Genomic DNA, 17,273 nt, shown 5'->3' with positions numbered 1-17,273 from the left:
AGGCATCCATGGCAAAAAGAACGACAGAACCGAGGACTCTCCTCATCGAGAGCTTCCGCGCGGCGGTTGCCGCGGCCGATCCTCTGCGCATCGTGCCGAGGCACCTGCCGCCGCCGCCCAAAGGGCGCACCCTGGTGGTCGGGGCGGGCAAGGCCGCCGCCTCCATGGCCAAGGCGGTGGAAGACCATTGGCCGGCCGAGGCGCCCCTCTCGGGCCTGGTCATCACCCGCTACCAGCACGGGCTGCCCACCCGGCGCATCCGGGTGGTGGAAGCAGGCCACCCGGTTCCCGACGAGAGCGGGGAGGCGGCGGCCCGAGAAATCCTCGAGGAGGTGAAACGGGTGGGGCCGGACGACCTGGTCCTCGCCTTGGTGAGCGGCGGAGGCTCCAGCCTGCTGTCCCTCCCGGCGCCGGGCATCGGCATGGTGGACCTCAAGGCGGTGACGCGGGAGCTGCTCGCCTGCGGGGCCTCCATCCAGGAGATCAACACGGTGCGCAAGCACTTGTCCCTGATCCAGGGCGGACGCCTCGCCGCCGCCTCCCAGGCGCCGGTCCTGGCGCTCATCGTCTCCGACGTGACCGGCGACGACCCGACCCACATCGCCTCGGGGCCCTTCGCCCCCGATCCCACCACTTACGAGGACGCCCTGGCGATCTTGAGGGACTACCGGATCGAACCCCCCCCAGCCGTGCGCGCCCATCTGGAGCGCGGCCGCGCCGGCGATCTTCCCGAGACCCCCAAGCCGGGGGACCCCGTCTTTGCGCGGGTGGAGAATCGGATCATCGCCACGGCCCACGGGTCCCTGGTGGCCGCGGGAGAGTATTTTCGCCGCCGCCGCATCCCCACCGCCATCCTGGGCGACAGCGTCACGGGCGAGGCGCGGGAGGTGGCCCAGGTGTACGCAGCGCTAGCGCGGGAAGTGCGCGCCTACGGCCATCCCTGGAGGCCGCCGGTCGCTCTGATCTGCGGCGGGGAGACCACCGTCACCGTGCAGGGCAAGGGCCGCGGCGGGCGCAACTGCGAGTTCCTCCTGGCCTTGACCCTGGCGCTGGACGCCCTGCCGGACGTCCATGCCCTCGCCTGCGACACCGACGGCATCGACGGCACGGAAGACAATGCGGGCGCTGTCTGCGGCCCCGAGACGTTGGCCCGGGCCCGAACCCTCGGCCTGGATGGCAAAGAGCGGCTCGCGGACAACGACGGCTACACCTTCTTCGAGCGGCTGGGGGATCTGGTGATCAGCGGACCCACCCGCACCAACGTCAACGACTACCGGGCGATCCTGATCCTGTGAAGTCCAGGCGGGCCTGAACCCGCCCGCCGTCGTAGACCAGCCCCTCGGGCGTCCACCGGGCCGCCGGATGAAGCCGGTGACGAACGCTCATCCCCGGCTGCAGGAGGTGGACGACCGGGTTCCCGCAGGCGCACAGGTAATCCGCGATCAGGGAACGGTGGCAGCGTTGGGGCGCCTGTTCCGCGCACATGAGGGCGAGGGGCGTCTGCTGGGCCAGGGAGAGAATCTCCGCGACGGCGGCCCGAAAGGCCTCCGTCTGCATATGATCGGCAAAGCCCCGGAACGCCGGTTCCTCCAGCGCCCCGTGGGGCGAGCCGGTCCCGGGCGCGCGGAAACCTCCCAGGGCCTTTCCCTGCCACTGGTAGCGGATTCCCGCTTCCCGGAGGGAAGCCTCCAGCCGCGCCCGCTCGAACTGGGGATGCCGGCGGGAGACGGGGTAAGCCCGCACGTCCACGAGCCAGGCGACGCCCTGGGCTGCGAGCAGGTCGATCAGCGCCGCCCCCGGACGAGCGCCGTGGCCCACCGTGTAGACCAATGCCATGCGCCCCTCACTCCCATGCAACCCGGGTGCCCACGGAGAGTCCCAGCACGGCCTTCGCGCTGCCCCGGTTCACCGCCACCTCCGCCAGGCCCAGACAATTCTCGTACCAGAAAGGCGTACCGGGAGGCGCTTCGCTGAAGACGCGGCCATGGGGAAGGGAGCCTCCGCCCACCCGCAGACGGCGCTCGGGGTCCACCCCTTGGGCGCGGAGCCCGGTCATGGCGTTGCCGTAGTGGTCGATGTAAATGATCCGGGCCAGGTCGCCAGCGGGCAGTGCCACCTCCAGCGCCGGCACCGGCTGGAGAAAGGCCGCCGGATCGTCGCCTTTGGCCAGGCGCGCCGCCACCGGTGCAAACAGGTCGCGGCCGTGGAAGGAGGCGCTCAGGCGGGCGGGCCGCCAGACGATGCGATGGCACCTCGCTTCCTGAGCCCGTTCCGCCACCACCGAAAGCAAGCCGTTGTCCGGTCCGACGAACCAGCGGCCATCGGCCTGGACCGCCACCGGCTGGCGTGGGCCGCCGACGCCGGGATCCACCACCGCCATGAACACCGATCCCGCTCCGAACTCGGAAACCAGCGCAGCGAGCAGGTGGGCGCCCGCCTCCACGTCGAAGGCCGGCGCGTCGTGCAGCAGGTCAACCACCCGCGCTTGCGGCGCTTCCCGCGCCAGCACCCCGTGCACCTGGCCGACATAGAGGTCGGATGCGCCGAAATCGGTTAACAAGACGATGGCCACGGTGGCTTCCCACAAAGCCGAAAGCCGGGCGGCGCCCGGCTTCCTGAAGCGCGCCGACTCTCGCCCCCCGCACGTCTTAGGGCTTGGCTCGCGCCTTCTTTTCGGGTTTTTCCGCTGCCTCGGATCTACCCAAGAGCTCTACCAGTCCCATCGGCGCATGGTAGCTCCGACATCACCCCGGCTGCGCCGGGGGTGAGTCTCCGCAGCAATGAGCCTTACTCTTTCGCTTCGGACGCCCCCGTGGTCTTCTCGCCCGTCTCTGGGCGATCCAGCAACTCTACGAGTGCCATCGGCGCATTGTCACCCCGGCGGAAGCCGAATTTCAGGATTCGCAGGTAACCGCCGTTACGGTTCTTGTAGCGGGGACCCAGCTCGTCGAAGAGCTTGACCACGCTCTGCCGGTCCCGCAGCCGGTTGAAAGCGAGCCGGCGGTTGGCCAGGGTCGGCGTCTTGGCCAGGGTGATGAGGGGTTCCGCCACGCGACGCAGCTCCTTCGCCTTGGGCAGGGTGGTCTTGATGACCTCGTGCCGCAGCAGCGAGTTGGTCATGTTGCGGAACATGGCCAGCCGGTGGCTGGTGGTGCGGTTGAGCTTGCGGTATCCCTGACGGTGGCGCATGATGATGTCCTTTCCCCCTACCGGCCCGCGCTTAGGGCCTTTCCAGTCCCGCGGCGGTCAGTCTTAGCTCCGGCCAACCTGAAGGTTACCCTGCGCTGAAACTGGCCCCAAGGGCCTGCGGCCGAGATCGGCCAATGTCACCTCCCTTACGGCCTTTCCAGTCCCGCGGGCGGCCAGTTTTCCAGTTTCATCCCCAGGGTCAGCCCGCGCGAGGCGAGCACTTCCTTGATCTCGTTGAGCGACTTGCGCCCCAGATTGGGCGTCTTCAGCAGCTCCGTTTCCGTACGCTGGATCAGGTCGCCGATGTAATAGATATTTTCCGCCTTGAGGCAGTTGGCGGAGCGCACGGTAAGCTCCAGGTCATCTACCGGCCGCAGCAGGATCGGGTCCACCTGGGGCGACTTGGGAGCCTCCACTTGGGCCGGCGTGCCTTTGAGATCGGCGAACAAGGACAATTGATCCACCAGGATCCGCGCCGCGTAGCGGATCGCCTCCTCGGGCTCGATGGCGCCATTGGTTTCGACATCCATGACGAGCTTGTCCAGATCGGTGCGCTGCTCGACCCGGGCGCTTTCCACCGTATAGCTCACCCGGCGCACCGGGCTGAACGAGGCGTCCAGCATGATGGTGCCGATGCCCCGCCCGGCCGTTTCGGTCGGCCGGCGCACGGTGGCTGGCACGTAGCCGCGGCCCTGCTCCACCTTGATCTGCATTTCCAGCTTGCCTCCGGCAGCCAAATGGGCGATCACGTGCTCGGGGTTGACGATCTCCACGTCGTGGGTGACCTCGATATCGGCGGCCGTCACCGGGCCCTCGCCCTGCTTCTTGAGGGTCAAGGTTGCCTCGGTGCGATTATGCAGTCTCAACACCACGCCTTTCAGGTTGAGCAGGATGTCCACCACGTCCTCGCGCACTCCCTCGATCGTCGAGTATTCGTGCAGCACGCCGTTGATGTGCACTTCCGTCGGCGCATATCCGGGCATCGAGGAAAGGAGGACGCGTCGCAACGCGTTGCCCAGCGTGTGGCCGTAGCCGCGCTCGAACGGCTCCATGGTGATGCGCGCGTACATGGGCGACAGATGCTGCACGTCGACGATGCGCGGCTTGAGAAAAGCACTGGCTTGCATGTTCACTACCTCTTGGTCAACTGGCACACGACCGCCCTTGCGTTCCGTTTTCTGCTCCCGCAACGGCGCCGCACCAAGGATCTCGCCCCCGGGCGCCTTGGCCGACTACTTGGAATAAAGCTCCACCACCACGTTCTCGTTGATGGTCTGGGGAAGCTCGGAGCGCTGGGGCCGTGCCTTGAACGTTCCCTTCAGCGCCTTGACATCGACCTCGATCCACTCGGGAAAGCCCCGCTGCTCGGCCGCTTCGGCCGCCGCTTTGATGCGCAGTTGCTCCTTGGCCCTTTGCGCCACCTCCACCACGTCGCCTGGTCGAAGCCGATACGACGGAATGTTCACGCGGCGGCCGTTCACCAGGATGCCGTTGTGGCGCACGAGCTGCCGGGCCTCGGCGCGGGAGGCCCCGAAGCCCATGCGGAAGGCGACGGTGTCCAAGCGGCTCTCCAACAATTGCAGCAGGGTTTCCCCGGTGATCCCTTTGCGGCGGTCGGCCTCGAAGTAGAGATTGCGGAATTGCCGCTCCAGCAGCCCATAGGTGCGCCGCAGCTTCTGCTTCTCGCGCAGCTGGATCGCGTAGTCGGAAAGCCGTCCGCTCTTCTGGCCGTGCTGCCCGGGCGGATAGCTGCGGCGCTCCACCGGACACTTGTCCGTGAAGCACTTCTCGCCCTTGAGAAACAGTTTCTCGCCTTCGCGGCGGCACTGCCGGCATTTGGCATCCAGGTATCTCGCCACGCTTGCTCTCCTTGGAAAATCAGATGCGACGCCGCTTCGGCGGGCGTACGCCGTTGTGCGGAATCGGGGTCACGTCCGAGATGCTGGTGATCTTGAAACCGACCGCGTGCAGCGCGCGCACCGCGGACTCGCGCCCAGGACCGGGCCCCTTGATCCTGACCTCCAGGTTCTTTACCCCGTACTCCTGGGCCGCGCGCCCCGCCTGCTCGGCGGCGACTTGGGCGGCAAACGGCGTGCTCTTGCGCGAGCCCTTGAATCCGTTGCTTCCGGCCGTGGCCCAGGCCAAGGCGTTCCCTTGCCGGTCGGTGATGGTCACGATGGTGTTGTTGAACGACGCGTGAATGTGGGCGATGCCTTCGGCCACATTCTTCTTGACCTTCTTTCGCACCCTGGTGCTGGTTTTCGCCATGCTGGTTCCTTACTTGGCTTGTGTCGCCGTCTTTTTGGCGGCGCCGATGATCTTGCGCGGGCCCTTGCGGGTGCGCGCGTTGGTGCGGGTTCGCTGCCCGCGCACGGGAAGCCCCCGGCGGTGCCGCACCCCCCGGTAGCAGCCGAGGTCCATCAGCCGTTTGATGCTCATGGACACTTCCCGGCGCAGATCGCCCTCGACCGTGTATTTGCCCACCTCGTCGCGCAGGCGATCCATCTCGGAATCGCTCAAGTCCTTGATTTTCTTTGATCCATCTATTCCGGCAGCAGCGCAAATGCGGCGCGCCCGGCTGCGCCCGATGCCGTAGATCGCGGTGAGCGCAATCACGGCGTGCTGATGGTTCGGAATATTGACGCCTGCGATGCGGGCCATGCAAAGACTCCGAAAACGGAAAACTTTAAATTATATCCACTACAACCTTGCCGCGCCAGGCGAAAAGGCGCAGCCGCTCAACCTTGGCGCTGCTTGTGACGAGGGTCCGAGCAGATCACCCGGACCACCCGCTTGCGCCGCACGATCTTGCACTTGCGGCAGATTTTCTTCACCGACGCCTGAACCTTCATCATCAGCTCCTCGAAAGCTTGGGGCAGTCCACCCCGCCACGCTCCTTCTACGGGCTCCGCGGCCGGGGCTCGCGCCCTCGACCGGCCCTATTTCGCCCGGAACACGATGCGGCCGCGCGAAAGATCGTAAGGGGTGAGCTCCACCGTCACCTTGTCTCCGGGCAAGATGCGGATGTAGTGCATCCGCATCTTGCCCGAGATGTACCCCAAAATCACATGCCCGTTTTCCAGTCTCACGCGAAACGTGGCGTTGGGCAGGGTCTCCAGTACCTCGCCCTGCATTTGGATCGTTTCTTCCTTGGCCATACGACCTAGCGCACCGGAAGCCCGCCCTTCAGATTGGCCTTCTTGAGCAGACTTTCATACTGGTGCGACATCACGTAGGCCTGGACCTGGGCCATGAAGTCCATGGTCACGACCACGATGATCAGCAGGGACGTGCCGCCGAAATAGAACGGGACGTTCCACTTGAGGATCAGGAATTCCGGGAGCAGGCAGACCAGGGTCACGTAAACGGAGCCGGCCAGGGTCAGCCGCATCATGATCCGCTCGATGTAGCGCGCGGTCTGCTCGCCGGGACGGATGCCGGGCACGAAGGCACCGCTTTTCTTCAGGTTATCCGCAGTCTCCTTCGGGTTGAAGACCAGGGCGGTGTAGAAGAAGCAGAAGAATATGATCGCCGCCGCGTACAGCAGCACATAAATCGGCTGGCCGGGGGAAAGGGTGGCCGCGATGTCGCGCAGCCAGGTGACGGACTCGTGGCTGCCGAACCAGCCGGCCAGGGTAGCCGGGAACAGGATGATGCTGGAGGCGAAGATGGGCGGAATGACGCCTGCCATGTTCAGCTTGAGCGGCAGGTGCGAGCTGGTGCCGCCGTAGATCTTGCGTCCGACCTGGCGCTTGGCGTAATTCACCAGGATCTTGCGCTGCCCCCGCTCCACGAACACCACCAGGGCGGTAACCGCCAGCGCCCCGACTAGGAGCATCAGCACCAGGGGAATGGAGAACGCACCGGTGCGCGCCAGCTCCAGCGTCCCGCCGATGGCCTGGGGCAGGCCCGCCACGATCCCGGCGAAGATGATCAGGGAAATCCCGTTGCCGATGCCCCGCTCGGTGATCTGTTCCCCGAGCCACATCAGGAACATCGTGCCCGTGACCAGGGTGACGACGGTGGTGAAGCGGAACATGAGTCCCGGCTCCGGCACGAGACCCGGCTGCGCCTCCAGGGCGATGGATATGCCGATGCTCTGGAACGTGGCGAGGAACAGGGTTCCGTACCGGGTGTACTGGGTGATTTTGCGGCGCCCCGCCTCCCCTTCCTTTTTGAGCTGCTCAAGCTGCGGCACCACCACCGTCGCCAGTTGCATGATGATGGAAGCCGAGATATAGGGCATGATGCCCAAGGCGAAAATGGTGAAGCGCGACAGCGCTCCCCCGGAGAACATGTTGAACAGCCCGAGAATGCCCCCCTGCTGGGAGCGGAAGAGCTCCGCCAGCACGGCGGCGTCGATGCCCGGGACGGGGATATGGGCGCCGATGCGGTAGACGATCAACGCGCCGACCAGAAACCATAGCCGGCGCTTGAGATCGCCCATCTTGCCGGTCATGCCCAGCAATGACTCCCGGGTCGTCGCCATGGAACGGTCCTCAACCCTCGACGCTGCCGCCCGCGGCTTCGATCGCGGCCCGCGCCCCTTTGGTCACCTTGACGCCCTGGAGCTTCACCGCCCGGGTGATCTTGCCCGAAAGGATGACCTTCGCCCCCAGCGCTCGGCGCGGGACCACGCCCGCCTTCTTGAGGGCGTCCAGGTCCACGTTGTCGATGCCGAGCTTATCGATCGCACCGAGCCGCACCTCGGCCACGGCGTCCTCGGTCAGGGAGTTGAAGCCCCGTTTCGGTAGCCGCCGCTGCAACGGCATCTGCCCGCCCTCGAAGCCCACCTTGTGATAGCCGCCGGAGCGGGCCCTCTGGCCTTTATGGCCCCGGCCCGAGGTCTTGCCCAGCCCGCTGCCGATGCCCCGTCCGACCCGGCGGCGCGGTCGCTTGGCGCCCGCCGCCGGCTTAAGATCGTTCAGCCGCATTCAATCCTCGCACTTCACCAGGTAGCCGACGCGGCGGATCATGCCCCGCACCGCCGGCGTGTCCTCGACTTCGACCGTGTGGTTCAGCCGCCTGAGCCCCAGCCCGCGCACGCAGGCGCGGTGCTCCTTTTTGGTCCCGATCAGGCTGCGCACCAGTGTGACCCGCAACCGCTTCCCGGTCCCGCTCATTTGGTCCGCTCCAGAATCTCTTCCACGCTCTTGCCGCGCTTGGCGGCGATTTCGGAGGGCGCGTGGACGGCGAGCAGCCCCTTGATCGTCGCCCGCACCACGTTATAAGGATTCGTGGAGCCGATGGACTTGGCCAGGATGTTGGTCACCCCCATCACCTCGAACACGGCCCGCATGGGGCCGCCGGCGATGATCCCCGTCCCCTCGGAGGCGGGTTTCATGTAGACCTTCGCCGCGCCGTGCCGCCCGACCGCCGGATGATACAGCGTGCCGTTCCTGAGCTTGATCTTCACCATCTTGCGGCGCGCCTGTTCCATCGCCTTCTGCACCGCCACCGGCACCTCGCGCGCCTTGCCCTTGCCCATCCCGATTCCGCCGTCGCCGTCGCCGACGACGGTGAGCGCGGCAAATCCGAGGACCCGGCCCCCTTTCACCACCTTGGTGACCCGGTTGACCGCGACCATTTTCTCCCGGAGGTTGTCCTGCCGCTCTTCGATCTGCCCTTTTGCCATCTGCTTAACCTCGTCGGCTGACTATACAGGCCTTTGCCCGAGGGCTGCTCTCCCCGTGTCCTAGAACTTGAGGCCGCCTTCCCGCGCCGCCTCGGCGAGGGCTTTCACGCGTCCATGGTACTTGAAGCCGCTCCGATCGAACGCCACCCGTTCGATCCCGGCGTTTCTCGCCTTCTCCGCGATGCGCTTGCCGACCAGCGCCGCCGCGGCGATGGTGTGGCCCCGGGGCAGGTCCTTGCGCACATCGGGCTCCAGGGTGGAGGCGCTCGCCACCACCCTCCCGCCGCTGGCGTCGATCACCTGGGCGTAGATGTGGAGGTTGCTGCGGAACACGGTCAGCCGCGGGACCTTGAGCTCCGCGATCTTCAGCCGGGTCCTGCGAGCCCGGCGCAGTCGTGCTTGCTTCTTGTTCAGCATGGGAAGCCTCGGCTCACTTCTTCTTGGTCTCTTTCAAGACCACGTGCTCATCCGCGTAGCGGATTCCCTTGCCCTTGTAGGGCTCCGGCTTGCGGTAGCCGCGGATTTCCGCCGCCACCTGCCCGACCTGCTGCTTGTCGATGCCCTTGACCACGATTTCGGTCTGGCTCGGGGTCTCCACCTTGATCCCTTTGGGCATCTTGCGGCTGATCGGGTGGGAAAAGCCCACCGTCAGATTCAGGCTGTCGCCGCTCGCCTGGGCCCGGTAGCCCACTCCGACCAGCGTCAGCCGCTTCTCGAAACCCTTGGTCACGCCGTGAACCATATTGGCCACATTGGCGCGGGTGGTTCCGGACATGGCCTTCGCCATGGCGCTGTCGTTCGCCGCCTTGAAATGGAGGGCATCCCCGTTCTTCTCCACGATCACGTGGCGGGTCAGCGGCCTGGTCAAGGTCCCGAGGGGGCCTTTGACCGTGATCTCGCTTCGGGAGAGCGCCACTTCCACCCCTTTGGGCAGCAGGATTGGATATTTCGCGATTCGGGACACGGCCAGATCCTCACGCCACGATGCACAGCACCTCGCCGCCGATGCCGGCGGCGCGAGCCTGATAGTCCGTCATCACGCCCCTGGACGTGGACACGATGGCGATTCCCAGGCCGTTCATGACCTTGGGCATCTCCCTGGACCCCCTATAGACGCGCAGCCCGGGACGGCTCACGCGCTCGATGGTTTCGATCACCGGCCGTCCCGCGTAATACTTGAGCGCGATCTCCAGTACGGGCTTTCCCTCCGCTTCGCGAACGGCGAAGTCCTCGATGTAGCCCTCCTCTTTCAACACCTTGGCGATCGCCACCTTGAGCTTGGACGACGGCATGCTGACGCTCGACTTCTCCGCCGCTTGCGCGTTGCGGATCCGCGTCAGCATGTCGGCGATCGGATCACTCATGCTCATCTAAGTTCTCCTGCAGGCTGCTTGCTCCGGTCACCCATCCTCCGTCGACGAGGCGAGCCCGGCCGATGCCTCGATTCGGTTACCAGCTTGCCTTGATCATCCCCGGGATCTCGCCGCGCATCGCGATCTCCCGCAGCTTGTTCCGGCCCAGCCCGAACTTGCGGAAAGTGCCCCGGGGACGGCCGGTGAGGGCGCAGCGGTTGCGCAGCCGCACCGGGCTGGCGTTGCGCGGGAGGCGCTGCAACTTGAGCAACGCCAGGTGCCGCTCATCTTCCGAAAGCTTCTGGTTCCTGGCGATCGAGAGCAGTTCCCGGCGTTTGGCCGCGTATTTCTTCACCGTGGCGCGGCGCTTCAATTCGCGATTGATCAAGGACTTCTTCGCCATGTGCCCCTCAGCTCTTGAACGGAAACTTGAACGCCGCCAGCAGCGCCCGGGCTTCCTCGTCTGTCCTGGCGGTGGTGGTGATCGTGATGTTCATGCCCCGTAGCGCATCGATCTTGTCGTACTCGATTTCCGGGAAGATGATCTGCTCCTTCACGCCCATGCTGTAGCCGCCCCGGCCGTCGAAGGCCCGAGGCGAAAGACCCCGGAAGTCACGGATGCGGGGAATCGCGATCGAGATCAGGCGGTCGAGGAACTCGTACATCCGCGCGCGGCGCAGCGTGACCATGCAGCCCACCGGAAAGCCCGCGCGGATCTTGAAAGCGGCGATCGACTTGCGGGCCTTGGTCACCACGGGCTTCTGCCCGGCGATCCTTTCCAGGTCCGCGACCGCGTTTTCTATCACCTTCTTGTCCGCCACGGCTTCGCCCACCCCCATGTTGAGCGTGATCTTCTCGATGCGCGGCACCTGCATCACGCTCTTGTACCCGAACCGCTTCATCAGCTCGGGCACCACAGTCTCGCGGTAGTACTGCTGCAAACGTGCCATCGACCGTCCCTTCAAACGTCGATCACTTCCCCGTTGGACTTGAAATAGCGCACCTTGCGCTTGTCCTCCAGGAGCCTGAATCCCACCCGATCGGGCTTCTGCGTGTGCGGGTTGAATATGGCCACGTTGGAGACGTGAATCGGCATCTCCTTCTCGATGATGCCCCCGGTGGTCCCCTTTATGGGGTTGGGACGCTGGTGCTTTTTCACTCTGTTCACGCCCTCCACCACCACGCGCTCGTCGTCGACCACGCGCAGCACGGTGCCCCGCCGGCCTTTGTCTTTGCCGGCGATCACGATGACCTCGTCACCTTTGCGGATCTTGCGCATCGGCTTTTCCTCAGAGCACTTCGGGCGCAAGCGAAACGATCTTCATGAACCGTTCGGTGCGCAGTTCCCGGGTCACGGGACCGAAGATGCGGGTCCCGATCGGCTCCAGCTTGTTGTTGAGCAGCACCGCCGCGTTCGAGTCGAACTTGATGAGCGAGCCGTCCGCCCGCCGCACGCCCTTGGCGGTGCGCACCACGACCGCGTTGTAGATCTCGCCCTTCTTGACGCGGCCGCGGGGAGCCGCTTCCTTTATGCTCACTTTGATGACGTCGCCGATGTTGGCGTAGCGCCGCTTCGAGCCGCCCAGCACCTTGATGCACTTGAGCGTGCGCGCGCCGGTGTTGTCGGCCACGTCCAGCAGGGACTGCATCTGTATCATTTCGAATCCCTCTCCAACTTAACCCGATGCCGGGCTCGCCCGGCTGACCGGCCAGTTTTGGATCCCGTCCGGGAAAGGCCACCCTACAAAGGGAAAATCGCTAATTATATCAACTAATCCGCCGCGGTACCAGGACTCAAACTGCCCGCGCCTTCTCCAGCAGCTTGGTCACACGCCACGACTTGGTCTTGGAAATCGGCCGGCACTCCTCGATCTCCACCAGGTCGCCTTCGCGTGCTTCGTTGTTCTCGTTGTGGGCGTGATACTTCTTGGAGCGCGTAATCACCTTGCCTATCAAGGGATGCTTGACTCGGCGCTCCACCAGCACCGTGACGGTTTTGTCCATCTTGTCGCTCACCACCCGCCCCATGAGGGTGCGGCGGCGTTTCGCCTGTTCCTCACTCATTGCTTACCCGCCCTCTCCCTCAGAATCGTGCGCACCCGGGCAATGTCCCGCCGCACTTTGCCGAGCTGGCTCGTGTTGGCGAGCTGCTGGGTGGCGTGCTGCATGCGCAGGCTGAACTGGGCGCGCAGCAGCTCGCCCAGCTCTTTTCTTAATTCGTCCACCGACTTGGAACGCAACTCTCTTGGCTTCACGGACTCACCCCAGTTGGCGAACGACGAATTCGGTTTGCACCGGCAACTTGGCCGCCGCCAGGCGGAAGGCTTCCCTGGCGATGGCCTCGGACACACCGTCCATTTCGTAGAGAACCTTGCCGGGCCGGATCTCGGCGACGAAAAATTCCGGGTTCCCCTTCCCGTTGCCCATGCGCACTTCCGCCGGCTTCTTGGAAACGGGCTTGTCCGGGAAGATGCGGATCCAGATCCGGCCGCCGCGCTTGACGTGCCGCGTCATGGCGCGGCGGGCGGCCTCGATCTGCCGTGCGGTCAGGCGGCCGCGGGTAATCGCCTTGAGTCCGTACTCGCCGAAGGAAACCTTGTGGCCACGGGTGGCGATGCCCCTGTTGCGCCCCTTCTGCTGTTTGCGGTACTTGGTTCTAGCTGGCTGCAGCATTTTTCGCTCCTGCTCTCCGAGCACGCCGCGGCTGCTCGGTCGGCGCCGCAGGCGGCAAGGCCGTCGCCGGCTGCTCGGCCTTGCCCAGGATTTCCCCCTTGAACACCCACACCTTGACGCCGATTACCCCATAGGTCGTCTTCGCCTCGGAAAAACCGTAGTCCACGTCGGCCCGCAGGGTGTGCAGCGGCACGCGCCCCTCCCGGTACCATTCCGTCCGGGCGATCTCCACGCCGTTCAATCGGCCGGCGCTCATGATCTTGATGCCCTGGGCACCCAGCCGCATGGCGTTGGTGATGGCGCGCTTCATGGCTCGGCGGAACATGATGCGCTTTTCCAGCTGGGCAGAAATGGAGTCGGCGATTAACTGCGCGTCTAGCTCCGGCTTGCGGATTTCCTCGATGTTCACGTGCACCGGGACTCCCATTAACCGCTGCAGCTCGGTGCGCAGCATCTCGATGTCCTCGCCCTTCTTGCCGATCACCACCCCCGGGCGGGCGCTGTGGATCGTGATCTTGGCGTTTTTGGCCGGCCGCTCGATCACGATCTTGCTCACCGCCGCGTGGGCGAGCTTCTGGCGCAGATGATCCCGGACCTTGATGTCCTCGTTGAGCATCACCGGGAAATTCTTGTCGTTCGCGTACCAGCGGGAAGTCCAATTGCGCAGGACCGCGAGCCTGAAGCCGGTCGGATGGATCTTCTGTCCCATGGATGCTCCTTAAGTTTTCGCCGCCTTGCCGGTCTTTTCGTCGCCGACGGTCACGAAGACGTGGCAGGTCGGCTTCAGGATCCTGGCCCCCCGGCCCTTGGCGCGGGCGTGGTAGCGGCGCAGGGTGGGTCCCTGTTCCACCAGGACGCGCACCACCTTCAGCTCGTCCACGTCCGCTCCTTCATTGTGCTCGGCGTTGGCGATGGCGGATTCCAGCACCTTCTTGATGATCCCGGCCGCTTTCTTGGGGCTGAAGGTCAGGATATTGAGCGCCCGCTCCACCGGAAGCCCGCGGATCTGGTCGGCCACCAGCCGCCCCTTCTGCGCCGAAAGCCGCACGCCCCACAGCCTGGCGGTAGTCTCCATGGCCTCCCTCCCTATTTCTTCGTCGCCACCGCCGCCTTCTTGTCGGCGGCATGGCCCCTGAAAGTGCGGGTGAGCGCGAATTCCCCGAGCTTGTGGCCCACCATGTTTTCCGTGATGAACACGGGGATGTGCTGCTTGCCGTTGTGCACGGCGATGGTCAAGCCGACAAAGTCGGGAATGATGGTGGAGCGGCGCGACCAGGTCTTGATCGGACGCTTGTCGTTCGCCGCCCGCGCTGCCTCCACCTTGCGCATGAGGTGGTGATCGACGAACGGGCCTTTCTTAACTGAACGTGCCATTGGCCTGATGCCTCATCAAGTCTTCTTGCGACGGCTGACGATCATTGCGGTGGTGCGCTTGTTGCGCCGGGTCTTGTAGCCCTTGGTGGGTACGCCCCACGGCGACACCGGGTGGCGCCCCCCCGAGGTCTTGCCCTCGCCGCCGCCGTGGGGGTGGTCGATGGGGTTCATCGCCACGCCGCGGACGGTGGGCCTGATGCCGCGCCAGCGGCTGGCCCCGGCCTTGCCGATCGACTCCAGGGAGTGCTCCTCGTTGCCCACCTCGCCGATGGCGGCTCGGCAATTCAGGTGCACCTTGCGGATCTCCCCGGAACGCAGCCGCAGCTGGGCGTAATCGCCTTCCCGGGCGAGCAACTGCACCGACGTGCCCGCCGCCCGGGCAAGCTGGGCGCCCTTGCCCGGGACCATTTCCACACAGTGGACGGTAGTACCCACAGGAATATTGCGCAGCGGCAGGACGTTTCCAGGCTTGATCGGCGCGTCCACCCCGCTCATCACCCGATCCCCCACGGCAAGGCCCTTGGGGGCGATGATGTAGCGGCGCTCACCGTCCGCGTAGCACAAGAGCGCGATGTGGGCGGAGCGGTTCGGGTCGTACTCAATGCGCTCCACCCGGGCGGGAATGCCGTCCTTCGTCCGGCGGAAGTCGATGATCCGGTAGTGGTGCTTGTGTCCGCCACCCTGGTGCCGGGTGGTGATCCTGCCGGCGTTGTTGCGACCGGAGCCGCGCTTCTGGGACTCGGTGAGAGGCTCGTACGGCCGGCCCTTGTACAGCCCGGGCGTGACCACCCGCATGACGGCGCGCCGTCCGGGGGACGTGGGCTTCAGTTTGACCAGCGGCATTTACTTGACCTCCGCGGCGAAATTGATCTCCTGCCCAGGTGCAAGGCACACGTACGCTTTCTTCCAGTTGCGCCGGCGTCCCTCGTGGCGCCCGAAGCGCTTTCTCTTGCCCTTCACGTTGGCCACCTGGACCGACCACACCTGGGTCTTGAACATGAGCTCTACCGCCGCCTTGATCTCCGGCTTGGTGGCGTCCTGGGCCACCCGGAAAACGTACTGCCGGTGGCGATCCGCCACCAGGGTGCTCTTTTCCGAGACCACGGGCGCCAGGATGAGCTTCATCAGCCGTTCTTGGTTGAACCCGCTCATGCGTACATCTCCTCGAACTTGGCCACCGCACCCCGGGTGAGCAACACGCTCGGGAAACGCACCAGGCTCACCGGATCGGCTTGATGGGGCTCCAGCACCAACACATCGGGCAAGTTGCGCGCGGAGAGGTAGAGGTTGTCGTCGACCCCATCGGCGATAATCAGAACCCGTTCGAGGCCCATGTCCTTGAGCTTCCGCGCCAGGAGCTTGGTCTTCGGCGCTTCGACCTTGAGTTCCTCCACCACCGACAGCCGCCCTTCCCGGGCCAGCTGGGAGAGGATGGAGGCCATCCCGGCGCGGTACATCTTCCGGTTCACTTTGTGGCTGAAGTTCTCGTCCGGCGTACTGGGAAAGATCTTCCCGCCACCGCGCCACAGGGGACTGCCGGCGAAGCCCGCGCGGGCACGGCCGGTGCCCTTCTGGCGCCAGGGCTTGCGGTGGGACTTATTGACCTCCCCCCGCGCTTTCTGTTTGCGCGTCCCGAGACGCGCGTTGGCCAGATAAGCGGTCACCAGTTGGTGCACCAGCGCCTCGTTGTACTCGCGCCCGAACAGGCTGTCGGAGGCGCTGAGGCTCGCCTTGGGTTGCCCCTTGTCGTCGATCAACTTGAGGTCCATCACGCACCCGCCTTCACGCTGGGACGAACGATCACCCGGCTCCCCTTCGAGCCGGGCACAGCGCCCTTGACCAGCAGGAGCTGCCGCTCGCCGTCGACGCGCACCACTTCCAGATTCTGCACCGTGCGCTTGACCGCGCCGAGGTGGCCCGGCATGCGCTTCCCGGGGAACACCCGCCCCGGATCCTGGTTCTGGCCGGTGGAGCCGGGCTTGTTGTGGGAAATGGAATTGCCGTGGCTCGCACGGTTGGAGCTGAAGTTGTGGCGCTTGATGACGCCGGCGAAACCCTTGCCGATCGTGATTCCGCTCACGTCCACGTGCTGGCCCACTTGGAACAGTTCCACCCCGATCGCGTCGCCGGGCTTGAGACTCGCCAGGACCTCCGCAGCGGCCCTGAACTCGCTCAGCGCCTCCCCCGCCTCCACCCCGGCCTTGGCGAAATGCCCGGCCATCGGCTTGGTTACCCGGCTCGCACGGCGCTTGCCGAAAGTCACCTGCACAGCGCTGTAGCCGTCGGTCTCGGGCGATTTGATCTGGGTGACGCGGTTGCTGGAGACGTCTAGCACGGTCACGGGAACGGCGGTCCCGTCCTCCGCGAAAATGCGGGTCATGCCGACTTTGCGGCCCATCAGTCCCAGTGTCATCGTTCTCGTTCCCTTCAACAGCGCCGGTTGCGGTTGACCGGCGGTCATGCACGATTCGGTTAAGGGGGGCGGCTCGGAGAGCACCCGTTCCGCCTTTACCCTTCGCCCATCGCTATAACTTGATCTCCACGTCCACCCCCGCCGGCAGATCGAGCTTCATCAGCGCGTCCACCGTCTTGTCGGTGGGATCAATGATGTCCATCAGCCTCAAGTGCGTGCGAATCTCGAACTGGTCGCGCGAGGTCTTGTTGACGTGGGGCGAGCGCAGGACATCGAAGCGCTCGATGCGTGTCGGCAGCGGCACGGGGCCGCGCACCACCGCCCCGGTCCGCTTGGCAGTTTCGACGATCTCCAGCGCCGACTGGTCGATCAGGCGGTAATCGAACGCCTTGAGGCGGATTCGTATCTTCTGGCTCTGCATGCTTTAACCCCATGTAAGCGTCTGGGCGCGGCGGCCGGTTCCGTAGGGGAAAGCGCCCCTCCACGGCCGTGGCCCGCGTCCCAGCCGCTATTCGATGATTTTCGCCACCACGCCGGCGCCCACCGTGCGCCCGCCCTCGCGGATGGCAAAGCGCAGCCCCTCCTCCATCGCAATCGGGGCAATCAAGCTCACCGTGATCGACACATTGTCCCCAGG

At 65.4% G+C, this 17,273-nt stretch carries 33 protein-coding genes; 1 reads left to right on the top strand and 32 read right to left on the bottom strand.

The genetic code is table 11. The features are described from left to right. The first annotated feature begins 8 nt into the window (after positions 1–8). Positions 9–1,295, top strand: a complete 1,287-nt coding sequence (locus ACUVYZ_RS10870) for a glycerate kinase type-2 family protein (protein WP_439934478.1) — start codon at positions 9–11, stop codon at positions 1,293–1,295. Here the strand turns inward: ACUVYZ_RS10870 and ACUVYZ_RS10865 are convergent. The 32 genes from ACUVYZ_RS10865 to ACUVYZ_RS10710 form a co-directional block, all read right to left on the bottom strand. Continuing rightward, positions 1,264–1,836 carry a DUF488 domain-containing protein gene (locus ACUVYZ_RS10865; protein WP_439934477.1) on the bottom strand — a complete coding sequence of 191 codons (573 nt, stop codon included), beginning with the start codon at positions 1,834–1,836 and terminating at the stop codon, positions 1,264–1,266. The genes ACUVYZ_RS10870 and ACUVYZ_RS10865 overlap by 32 nt on opposite strands. 7 nt (positions 1,837–1,843) lie before the next feature. After that, positions 1,844–2,572: an SAM hydrolase/SAM-dependent halogenase family protein gene (locus ACUVYZ_RS10860; protein WP_439934476.1), complete on the bottom strand. Its 729-nt coding sequence runs from the start codon at positions 2,570–2,572 to the stop codon at positions 1,844–1,846. Between the two features lie 215 nt (positions 2,573–2,787). Next, on the bottom strand, positions 2,788–3,189 hold the full coding sequence (rplQ, locus tag ACUVYZ_RS10855; RefSeq protein WP_439934475.1) for a 50S ribosomal protein L17: 402 nt from the start codon (positions 3,187–3,189) through the stop codon (positions 2,788–2,790). A 146-nt stretch (positions 3,190–3,335) separates the two neighbouring features. Next, on the bottom strand, positions 3,336–4,316 hold the full coding sequence (locus ACUVYZ_RS10850; RefSeq protein ID WP_439934474.1) for a DNA-directed RNA polymerase subunit alpha: 981 nt from the start codon (positions 4,314–4,316) through the stop codon (positions 3,336–3,338). A 105-nt stretch (positions 4,317–4,421) separates the two neighbouring features. Next, complete coding sequence (gene rpsD, locus ACUVYZ_RS10845; RefSeq protein WP_439934473.1) at positions 4,422–5,048, bottom strand: 30S ribosomal protein S4; 627 nt, start codon at positions 5,046–5,048, stop codon at positions 4,422–4,424. Between the two features lie 19 nt (positions 5,049–5,067). Beyond that, positions 5,068–5,457, bottom strand: a complete 390-nt coding sequence (gene rpsK, locus ACUVYZ_RS10840) for a 30S ribosomal protein S11 (protein WP_439934472.1) — start codon at positions 5,455–5,457, stop codon at positions 5,068–5,070. Positions 5,458–5,466: 9 nt separating this feature from the next. Further along, entirely contained in the window at positions 5,467–5,850 is a 384-nt protein-coding gene (gene rpsM, locus ACUVYZ_RS10835) for a 30S ribosomal protein S13 (protein ID WP_439934471.1), read from the bottom strand. 77 nt (positions 5,851–5,927) lie between these two features. Next, positions 5,928–6,041 (bottom strand): 50S ribosomal protein L36, encoded by a 114-nt coding sequence (rpmJ, locus tag ACUVYZ_RS10830; protein ID WP_333839877.1) that lies wholly within the window; start codon positions 6,039–6,041, stop codon positions 5,928–5,930. A gap of 87 nt (positions 6,042–6,128) precedes the next feature. After that, positions 6,129–6,347 (bottom strand): translation initiation factor IF-1, encoded by a 219-nt coding sequence (gene infA, locus ACUVYZ_RS10825; RefSeq protein ID WP_333839879.1) that lies wholly within the window; start codon positions 6,345–6,347, stop codon positions 6,129–6,131. A 5-nt stretch (positions 6,348–6,352) separates the two neighbouring features. Next, on the bottom strand, positions 6,353–7,678 hold the full coding sequence (gene secY, locus ACUVYZ_RS10820) for a preprotein translocase subunit SecY (RefSeq protein ID WP_439934470.1): 1,326 nt from the start codon (positions 7,676–7,678) through the stop codon (positions 6,353–6,355). Between the two features lie 10 nt (positions 7,679–7,688). Next, on the bottom strand, positions 7,689–8,123 hold the full coding sequence (gene rplO / locus ACUVYZ_RS10815; RefSeq protein WP_439934469.1) for a 50S ribosomal protein L15: 435 nt from the start codon (positions 8,121–8,123) through the stop codon (positions 7,689–7,691). Beyond that, on the bottom strand, positions 8,124–8,312 hold the full coding sequence (rpmD, locus tag ACUVYZ_RS10810) for a 50S ribosomal protein L30 (RefSeq protein ID WP_439934468.1): 189 nt from the start codon (positions 8,310–8,312) through the stop codon (positions 8,124–8,126). Then, positions 8,309–8,824, bottom strand: coding sequence for a 30S ribosomal protein S5 (gene rpsE / locus ACUVYZ_RS10805; RefSeq protein ID WP_439934467.1), 516 nt, complete (start codon positions 8,822–8,824; stop codon positions 8,309–8,311). Before rpsE ends, rpmD begins: the two co-directional genes overlap by 4 nt. 60 nt (positions 8,825–8,884) lie before the next feature. Further along, complete coding sequence (rplR, locus tag ACUVYZ_RS10800; protein WP_439934586.1) at positions 8,885–9,238, bottom strand: 50S ribosomal protein L18; 354 nt, start codon at positions 9,236–9,238, stop codon at positions 8,885–8,887. A 16-nt stretch (positions 9,239–9,254) separates the two neighbouring features. Then, positions 9,255–9,788: a 50S ribosomal protein L6 gene (gene rplF / locus ACUVYZ_RS10795; protein ID WP_439934466.1), complete on the bottom strand. Its 534-nt coding sequence runs from the start codon at positions 9,786–9,788 to the stop codon at positions 9,255–9,257. A gap of 10 nt (positions 9,789–9,798) precedes the next feature. Further along, entirely contained in the window at positions 9,799–10,194 is a 396-nt protein-coding gene (rpsH, locus tag ACUVYZ_RS10790; protein WP_439934465.1) for a 30S ribosomal protein S8, read from the bottom strand. 79 nt (positions 10,195–10,273) lie between these two features. Then, positions 10,274–10,579 carry a 30S ribosomal protein S14 gene (rpsN, locus tag ACUVYZ_RS10785; RefSeq protein WP_439934464.1) on the bottom strand — a complete coding sequence of 102 codons (306 nt, stop codon included), beginning with the start codon at positions 10,577–10,579 and terminating at the stop codon, positions 10,274–10,276. Positions 10,580–10,586: 7 nt separating this feature from the next. Continuing rightward, positions 10,587–11,126, bottom strand: a complete 540-nt coding sequence (gene rplE, locus ACUVYZ_RS10780) for a 50S ribosomal protein L5 (RefSeq protein WP_439934463.1) — start codon at positions 11,124–11,126, stop codon at positions 10,587–10,589. 11 nt (positions 11,127–11,137) lie between these two features. Beyond that, the gene (rplX, locus tag ACUVYZ_RS10775) at positions 11,138–11,455 is read right to left on the bottom strand and encodes a 50S ribosomal protein L24 (protein WP_439934462.1); all 318 of its coding nucleotides are present in this window, start codon (positions 11,453–11,455) and stop codon (positions 11,138–11,140) included. Between the two features lie 10 nt (positions 11,456–11,465). After that, the gene (gene rplN / locus ACUVYZ_RS10770) at positions 11,466–11,834 is read right to left on the bottom strand and encodes a 50S ribosomal protein L14 (RefSeq protein ID WP_333840063.1); all 369 of its coding nucleotides are present in this window, start codon (positions 11,832–11,834) and stop codon (positions 11,466–11,468) included. A gap of 136 nt (positions 11,835–11,970) precedes the next feature. After that, positions 11,971–12,240 (bottom strand): 30S ribosomal protein S17, encoded by a 270-nt coding sequence (gene rpsQ, locus ACUVYZ_RS10765; RefSeq protein WP_439934461.1) that lies wholly within the window; start codon positions 12,238–12,240, stop codon positions 11,971–11,973. Further along, a complete protein-coding gene (gene rpmC / locus ACUVYZ_RS10760; RefSeq protein ID WP_439934460.1) occupies positions 12,237–12,431 on the bottom strand; it encodes a 50S ribosomal protein L29 in 195 nt (64 codons plus the stop codon). Before rpmC ends, rpsQ begins: the two co-directional genes overlap by 4 nt. Positions 12,432–12,435: 4 nt before the next feature. Beyond that, positions 12,436–12,849, bottom strand: coding sequence for a 50S ribosomal protein L16 (rplP, locus tag ACUVYZ_RS10755; RefSeq protein WP_439934459.1), 414 nt, complete (start codon positions 12,847–12,849; stop codon positions 12,436–12,438). Beyond that, positions 12,833–13,558 carry a 30S ribosomal protein S3 gene (rpsC, locus tag ACUVYZ_RS10750; protein ID WP_439934458.1) on the bottom strand — a complete coding sequence of 242 codons (726 nt, stop codon included), beginning with the start codon at positions 13,556–13,558 and terminating at the stop codon, positions 12,833–12,835. Before rpsC ends, rplP begins: the two co-directional genes overlap by 17 nt. A 9-nt stretch (positions 13,559–13,567) precedes the next feature. Continuing rightward, positions 13,568–13,924 (bottom strand): 50S ribosomal protein L22, encoded by a 357-nt coding sequence (gene rplV, locus ACUVYZ_RS10745; RefSeq protein ID WP_439934457.1) that lies wholly within the window; start codon positions 13,922–13,924, stop codon positions 13,568–13,570. Positions 13,925–13,935: 11 nt separating this feature from the next. Continuing rightward, a complete protein-coding gene (rpsS, locus tag ACUVYZ_RS10740) occupies positions 13,936–14,223 on the bottom strand; it encodes a 30S ribosomal protein S19 (RefSeq protein WP_439934456.1) in 288 nt (95 codons plus the stop codon). 15 nt (positions 14,224–14,238) lie between these two features. Further along, positions 14,239–15,066: a 50S ribosomal protein L2 gene (gene rplB, locus ACUVYZ_RS10735; RefSeq protein WP_439934455.1), complete on the bottom strand. Its 828-nt coding sequence runs from the start codon at positions 15,064–15,066 to the stop codon at positions 14,239–14,241. Beyond that, complete coding sequence (gene rplW / locus ACUVYZ_RS10730) at positions 15,067–15,375, bottom strand: 50S ribosomal protein L23 (RefSeq protein ID WP_439934454.1); 309 nt, start codon at positions 15,373–15,375, stop codon at positions 15,067–15,069. After that, entirely contained in the window at positions 15,372–15,992 is a 621-nt protein-coding gene (gene rplD, locus ACUVYZ_RS10725; RefSeq protein ID WP_439934453.1) for a 50S ribosomal protein L4, read from the bottom strand. The genes rplW and rplD overlap by 4 nt, the downstream gene beginning before the upstream one ends. Next, entirely contained in the window at positions 15,992–16,636 is a 645-nt protein-coding gene (gene rplC, locus ACUVYZ_RS10720; RefSeq protein ID WP_439934452.1) for a 50S ribosomal protein L3, read from the bottom strand. Before rplC ends, rplD begins: the two co-directional genes overlap by 1 nt. A 112-nt stretch (positions 16,637–16,748) precedes the next feature. Then, on the bottom strand, positions 16,749–17,057 hold the full coding sequence (gene rpsJ, locus ACUVYZ_RS10715) for a 30S ribosomal protein S10 (RefSeq protein ID WP_173059996.1): 309 nt from the start codon (positions 17,055–17,057) through the stop codon (positions 16,749–16,751). An 87-nt stretch (positions 17,058–17,144) separates the two neighbouring features. Next, positions 17,145–17,273: EF-Tu C-terminal domain-related protein (locus ACUVYZ_RS10710; RefSeq protein ID WP_446033063.1), on the bottom strand; the 129-nt coding region annotated here is incomplete at its 5' end.

The organism is Pelomicrobium sp. P1, assembly GCF_052805615.1.
This window is presented reverse-complemented; position numbering and strand designations above follow the sequence as displayed.

Coding starts and splice junctions, on each gene's coding strand:
- ACUVYZ_RS10870 (WP_439934478.1), top strand. CDS start 9: ATGGCAAAAAGAACGACAGAACCGAGGACTCTCCTCATCGAGAGCTTC.
- ACUVYZ_RS10865 (WP_439934477.1), bottom strand. CDS start 1,836: ATGGCATTGGTCTACACGGTGGGCCACGGCGCTCGTCCGGGGGCGGCG.
- rplQ (WP_439934475.1), bottom strand. CDS start 3,189: ATGCGCCACCGTCAGGGATACCGCAAGCTCAACCGCACCACCAGCCAC.
- ACUVYZ_RS10850 (WP_439934474.1), bottom strand. CDS start 4,316: ATGCAAGCCAGTGCTTTTCTCAAGCCGCGCATCGTCGACGTGCAGCAT.
- rpsK (WP_439934472.1), bottom strand. CDS start 5,457: ATGGCGAAAACCAGCACCAGGGTGCGAAAGAAGGTCAAGAAGAATGTG.
- rpsM (WP_439934471.1), bottom strand. CDS start 5,850: ATGGCCCGCATCGCAGGCGTCAATATTCCGAACCATCAGCACGCCGTG.
- rpmJ (WP_333839877.1), bottom strand. CDS start 6,041: ATGAAGGTTCAGGCGTCGGTGAAGAAAATCTGCCGCAAGTGCAAGATC.
- infA (WP_333839879.1), bottom strand. CDS start 6,347: ATGGCCAAGGAAGAAACGATCCAAATGCAGGGCGAGGTACTGGAGACC.
- secY (WP_439934470.1), bottom strand. CDS start 7,678: ATGGCGACGACCCGGGAGTCATTGCTGGGCATGACCGGCAAGATGGGC.
- rplO (WP_439934469.1), bottom strand. CDS start 8,123: ATGCGGCTGAACGATCTTAAGCCGGCGGCGGGCGCCAAGCGACCGCGC.
- rpmD (WP_439934468.1), bottom strand. CDS start 8,312: ATGAGCGGGACCGGGAAGCGGTTGCGGGTCACACTGGTGCGCAGCCTG.
- rpsE (WP_439934467.1), bottom strand. CDS start 8,824: ATGGCAAAAGGGCAGATCGAAGAGCGGCAGGACAACCTCCGGGAGAAA.
- rpsH (WP_439934465.1), bottom strand. CDS start 10,194: ATGAGCATGAGTGATCCGATCGCCGACATGCTGACGCGGATCCGCAAC.
- rpsN (WP_439934464.1), bottom strand. CDS start 10,579: ATGGCGAAGAAGTCCTTGATCAATCGCGAATTGAAGCGCCGCGCCACG.
- rplE (WP_439934463.1), bottom strand. CDS start 11,126: ATGGCACGTTTGCAGCAGTACTACCGCGAGACTGTGGTGCCCGAGCTG.
- rplX (WP_439934462.1), bottom strand. CDS start 11,455: ATGCGCAAGATCCGCAAAGGTGACGAGGTCATCGTGATCGCCGGCAAA.
- rplN (WP_333840063.1), bottom strand. CDS start 11,834: ATGATACAGATGCAGTCCCTGCTGGACGTGGCCGACAACACCGGCGCG.
- rpsQ (WP_439934461.1), bottom strand. CDS start 12,240: ATGAGTGAGGAACAGGCGAAACGCCGCCGCACCCTCATGGGGCGGGTG.
- rplP (WP_439934459.1), bottom strand. CDS start 12,849: ATGCTGCAGCCAGCTAGAACCAAGTACCGCAAACAGCAGAAGGGGCGC.
- rpsC (WP_439934458.1), bottom strand. CDS start 13,558: ATGGGACAGAAGATCCATCCGACCGGCTTCAGGCTCGCGGTCCTGCGC.
- rplV (WP_439934457.1), bottom strand. CDS start 13,924: ATGGAGACTACCGCCAGGCTGTGGGGCGTGCGGCTTTCGGCGCAGAAG.
- rpsS (WP_439934456.1), bottom strand. CDS start 14,223: ATGGCACGTTCAGTTAAGAAAGGCCCGTTCGTCGATCACCACCTCATG.
- rplB (WP_439934455.1), bottom strand. CDS start 15,066: ATGCCGCTGGTCAAACTGAAGCCCACGTCCCCCGGACGGCGCGCCGTC.
- rplW (WP_439934454.1), bottom strand. CDS start 15,375: ATGAGCGGGTTCAACCAAGAACGGCTGATGAAGCTCATCCTGGCGCCC.
- rplD (WP_439934453.1), bottom strand. CDS start 15,992: ATGGACCTCAAGTTGATCGACGACAAGGGGCAACCCAAGGCGAGCCTC.
- rplC (WP_439934452.1), bottom strand. CDS start 16,636: ATGACACTGGGACTGATGGGCCGCAAAGTCGGCATGACCCGCATTTTC.
- rpsJ (WP_173059996.1), bottom strand. CDS start 17,057: ATGCAGAGCCAGAAGATACGAATCCGCCTCAAGGCGTTCGATTACCGC.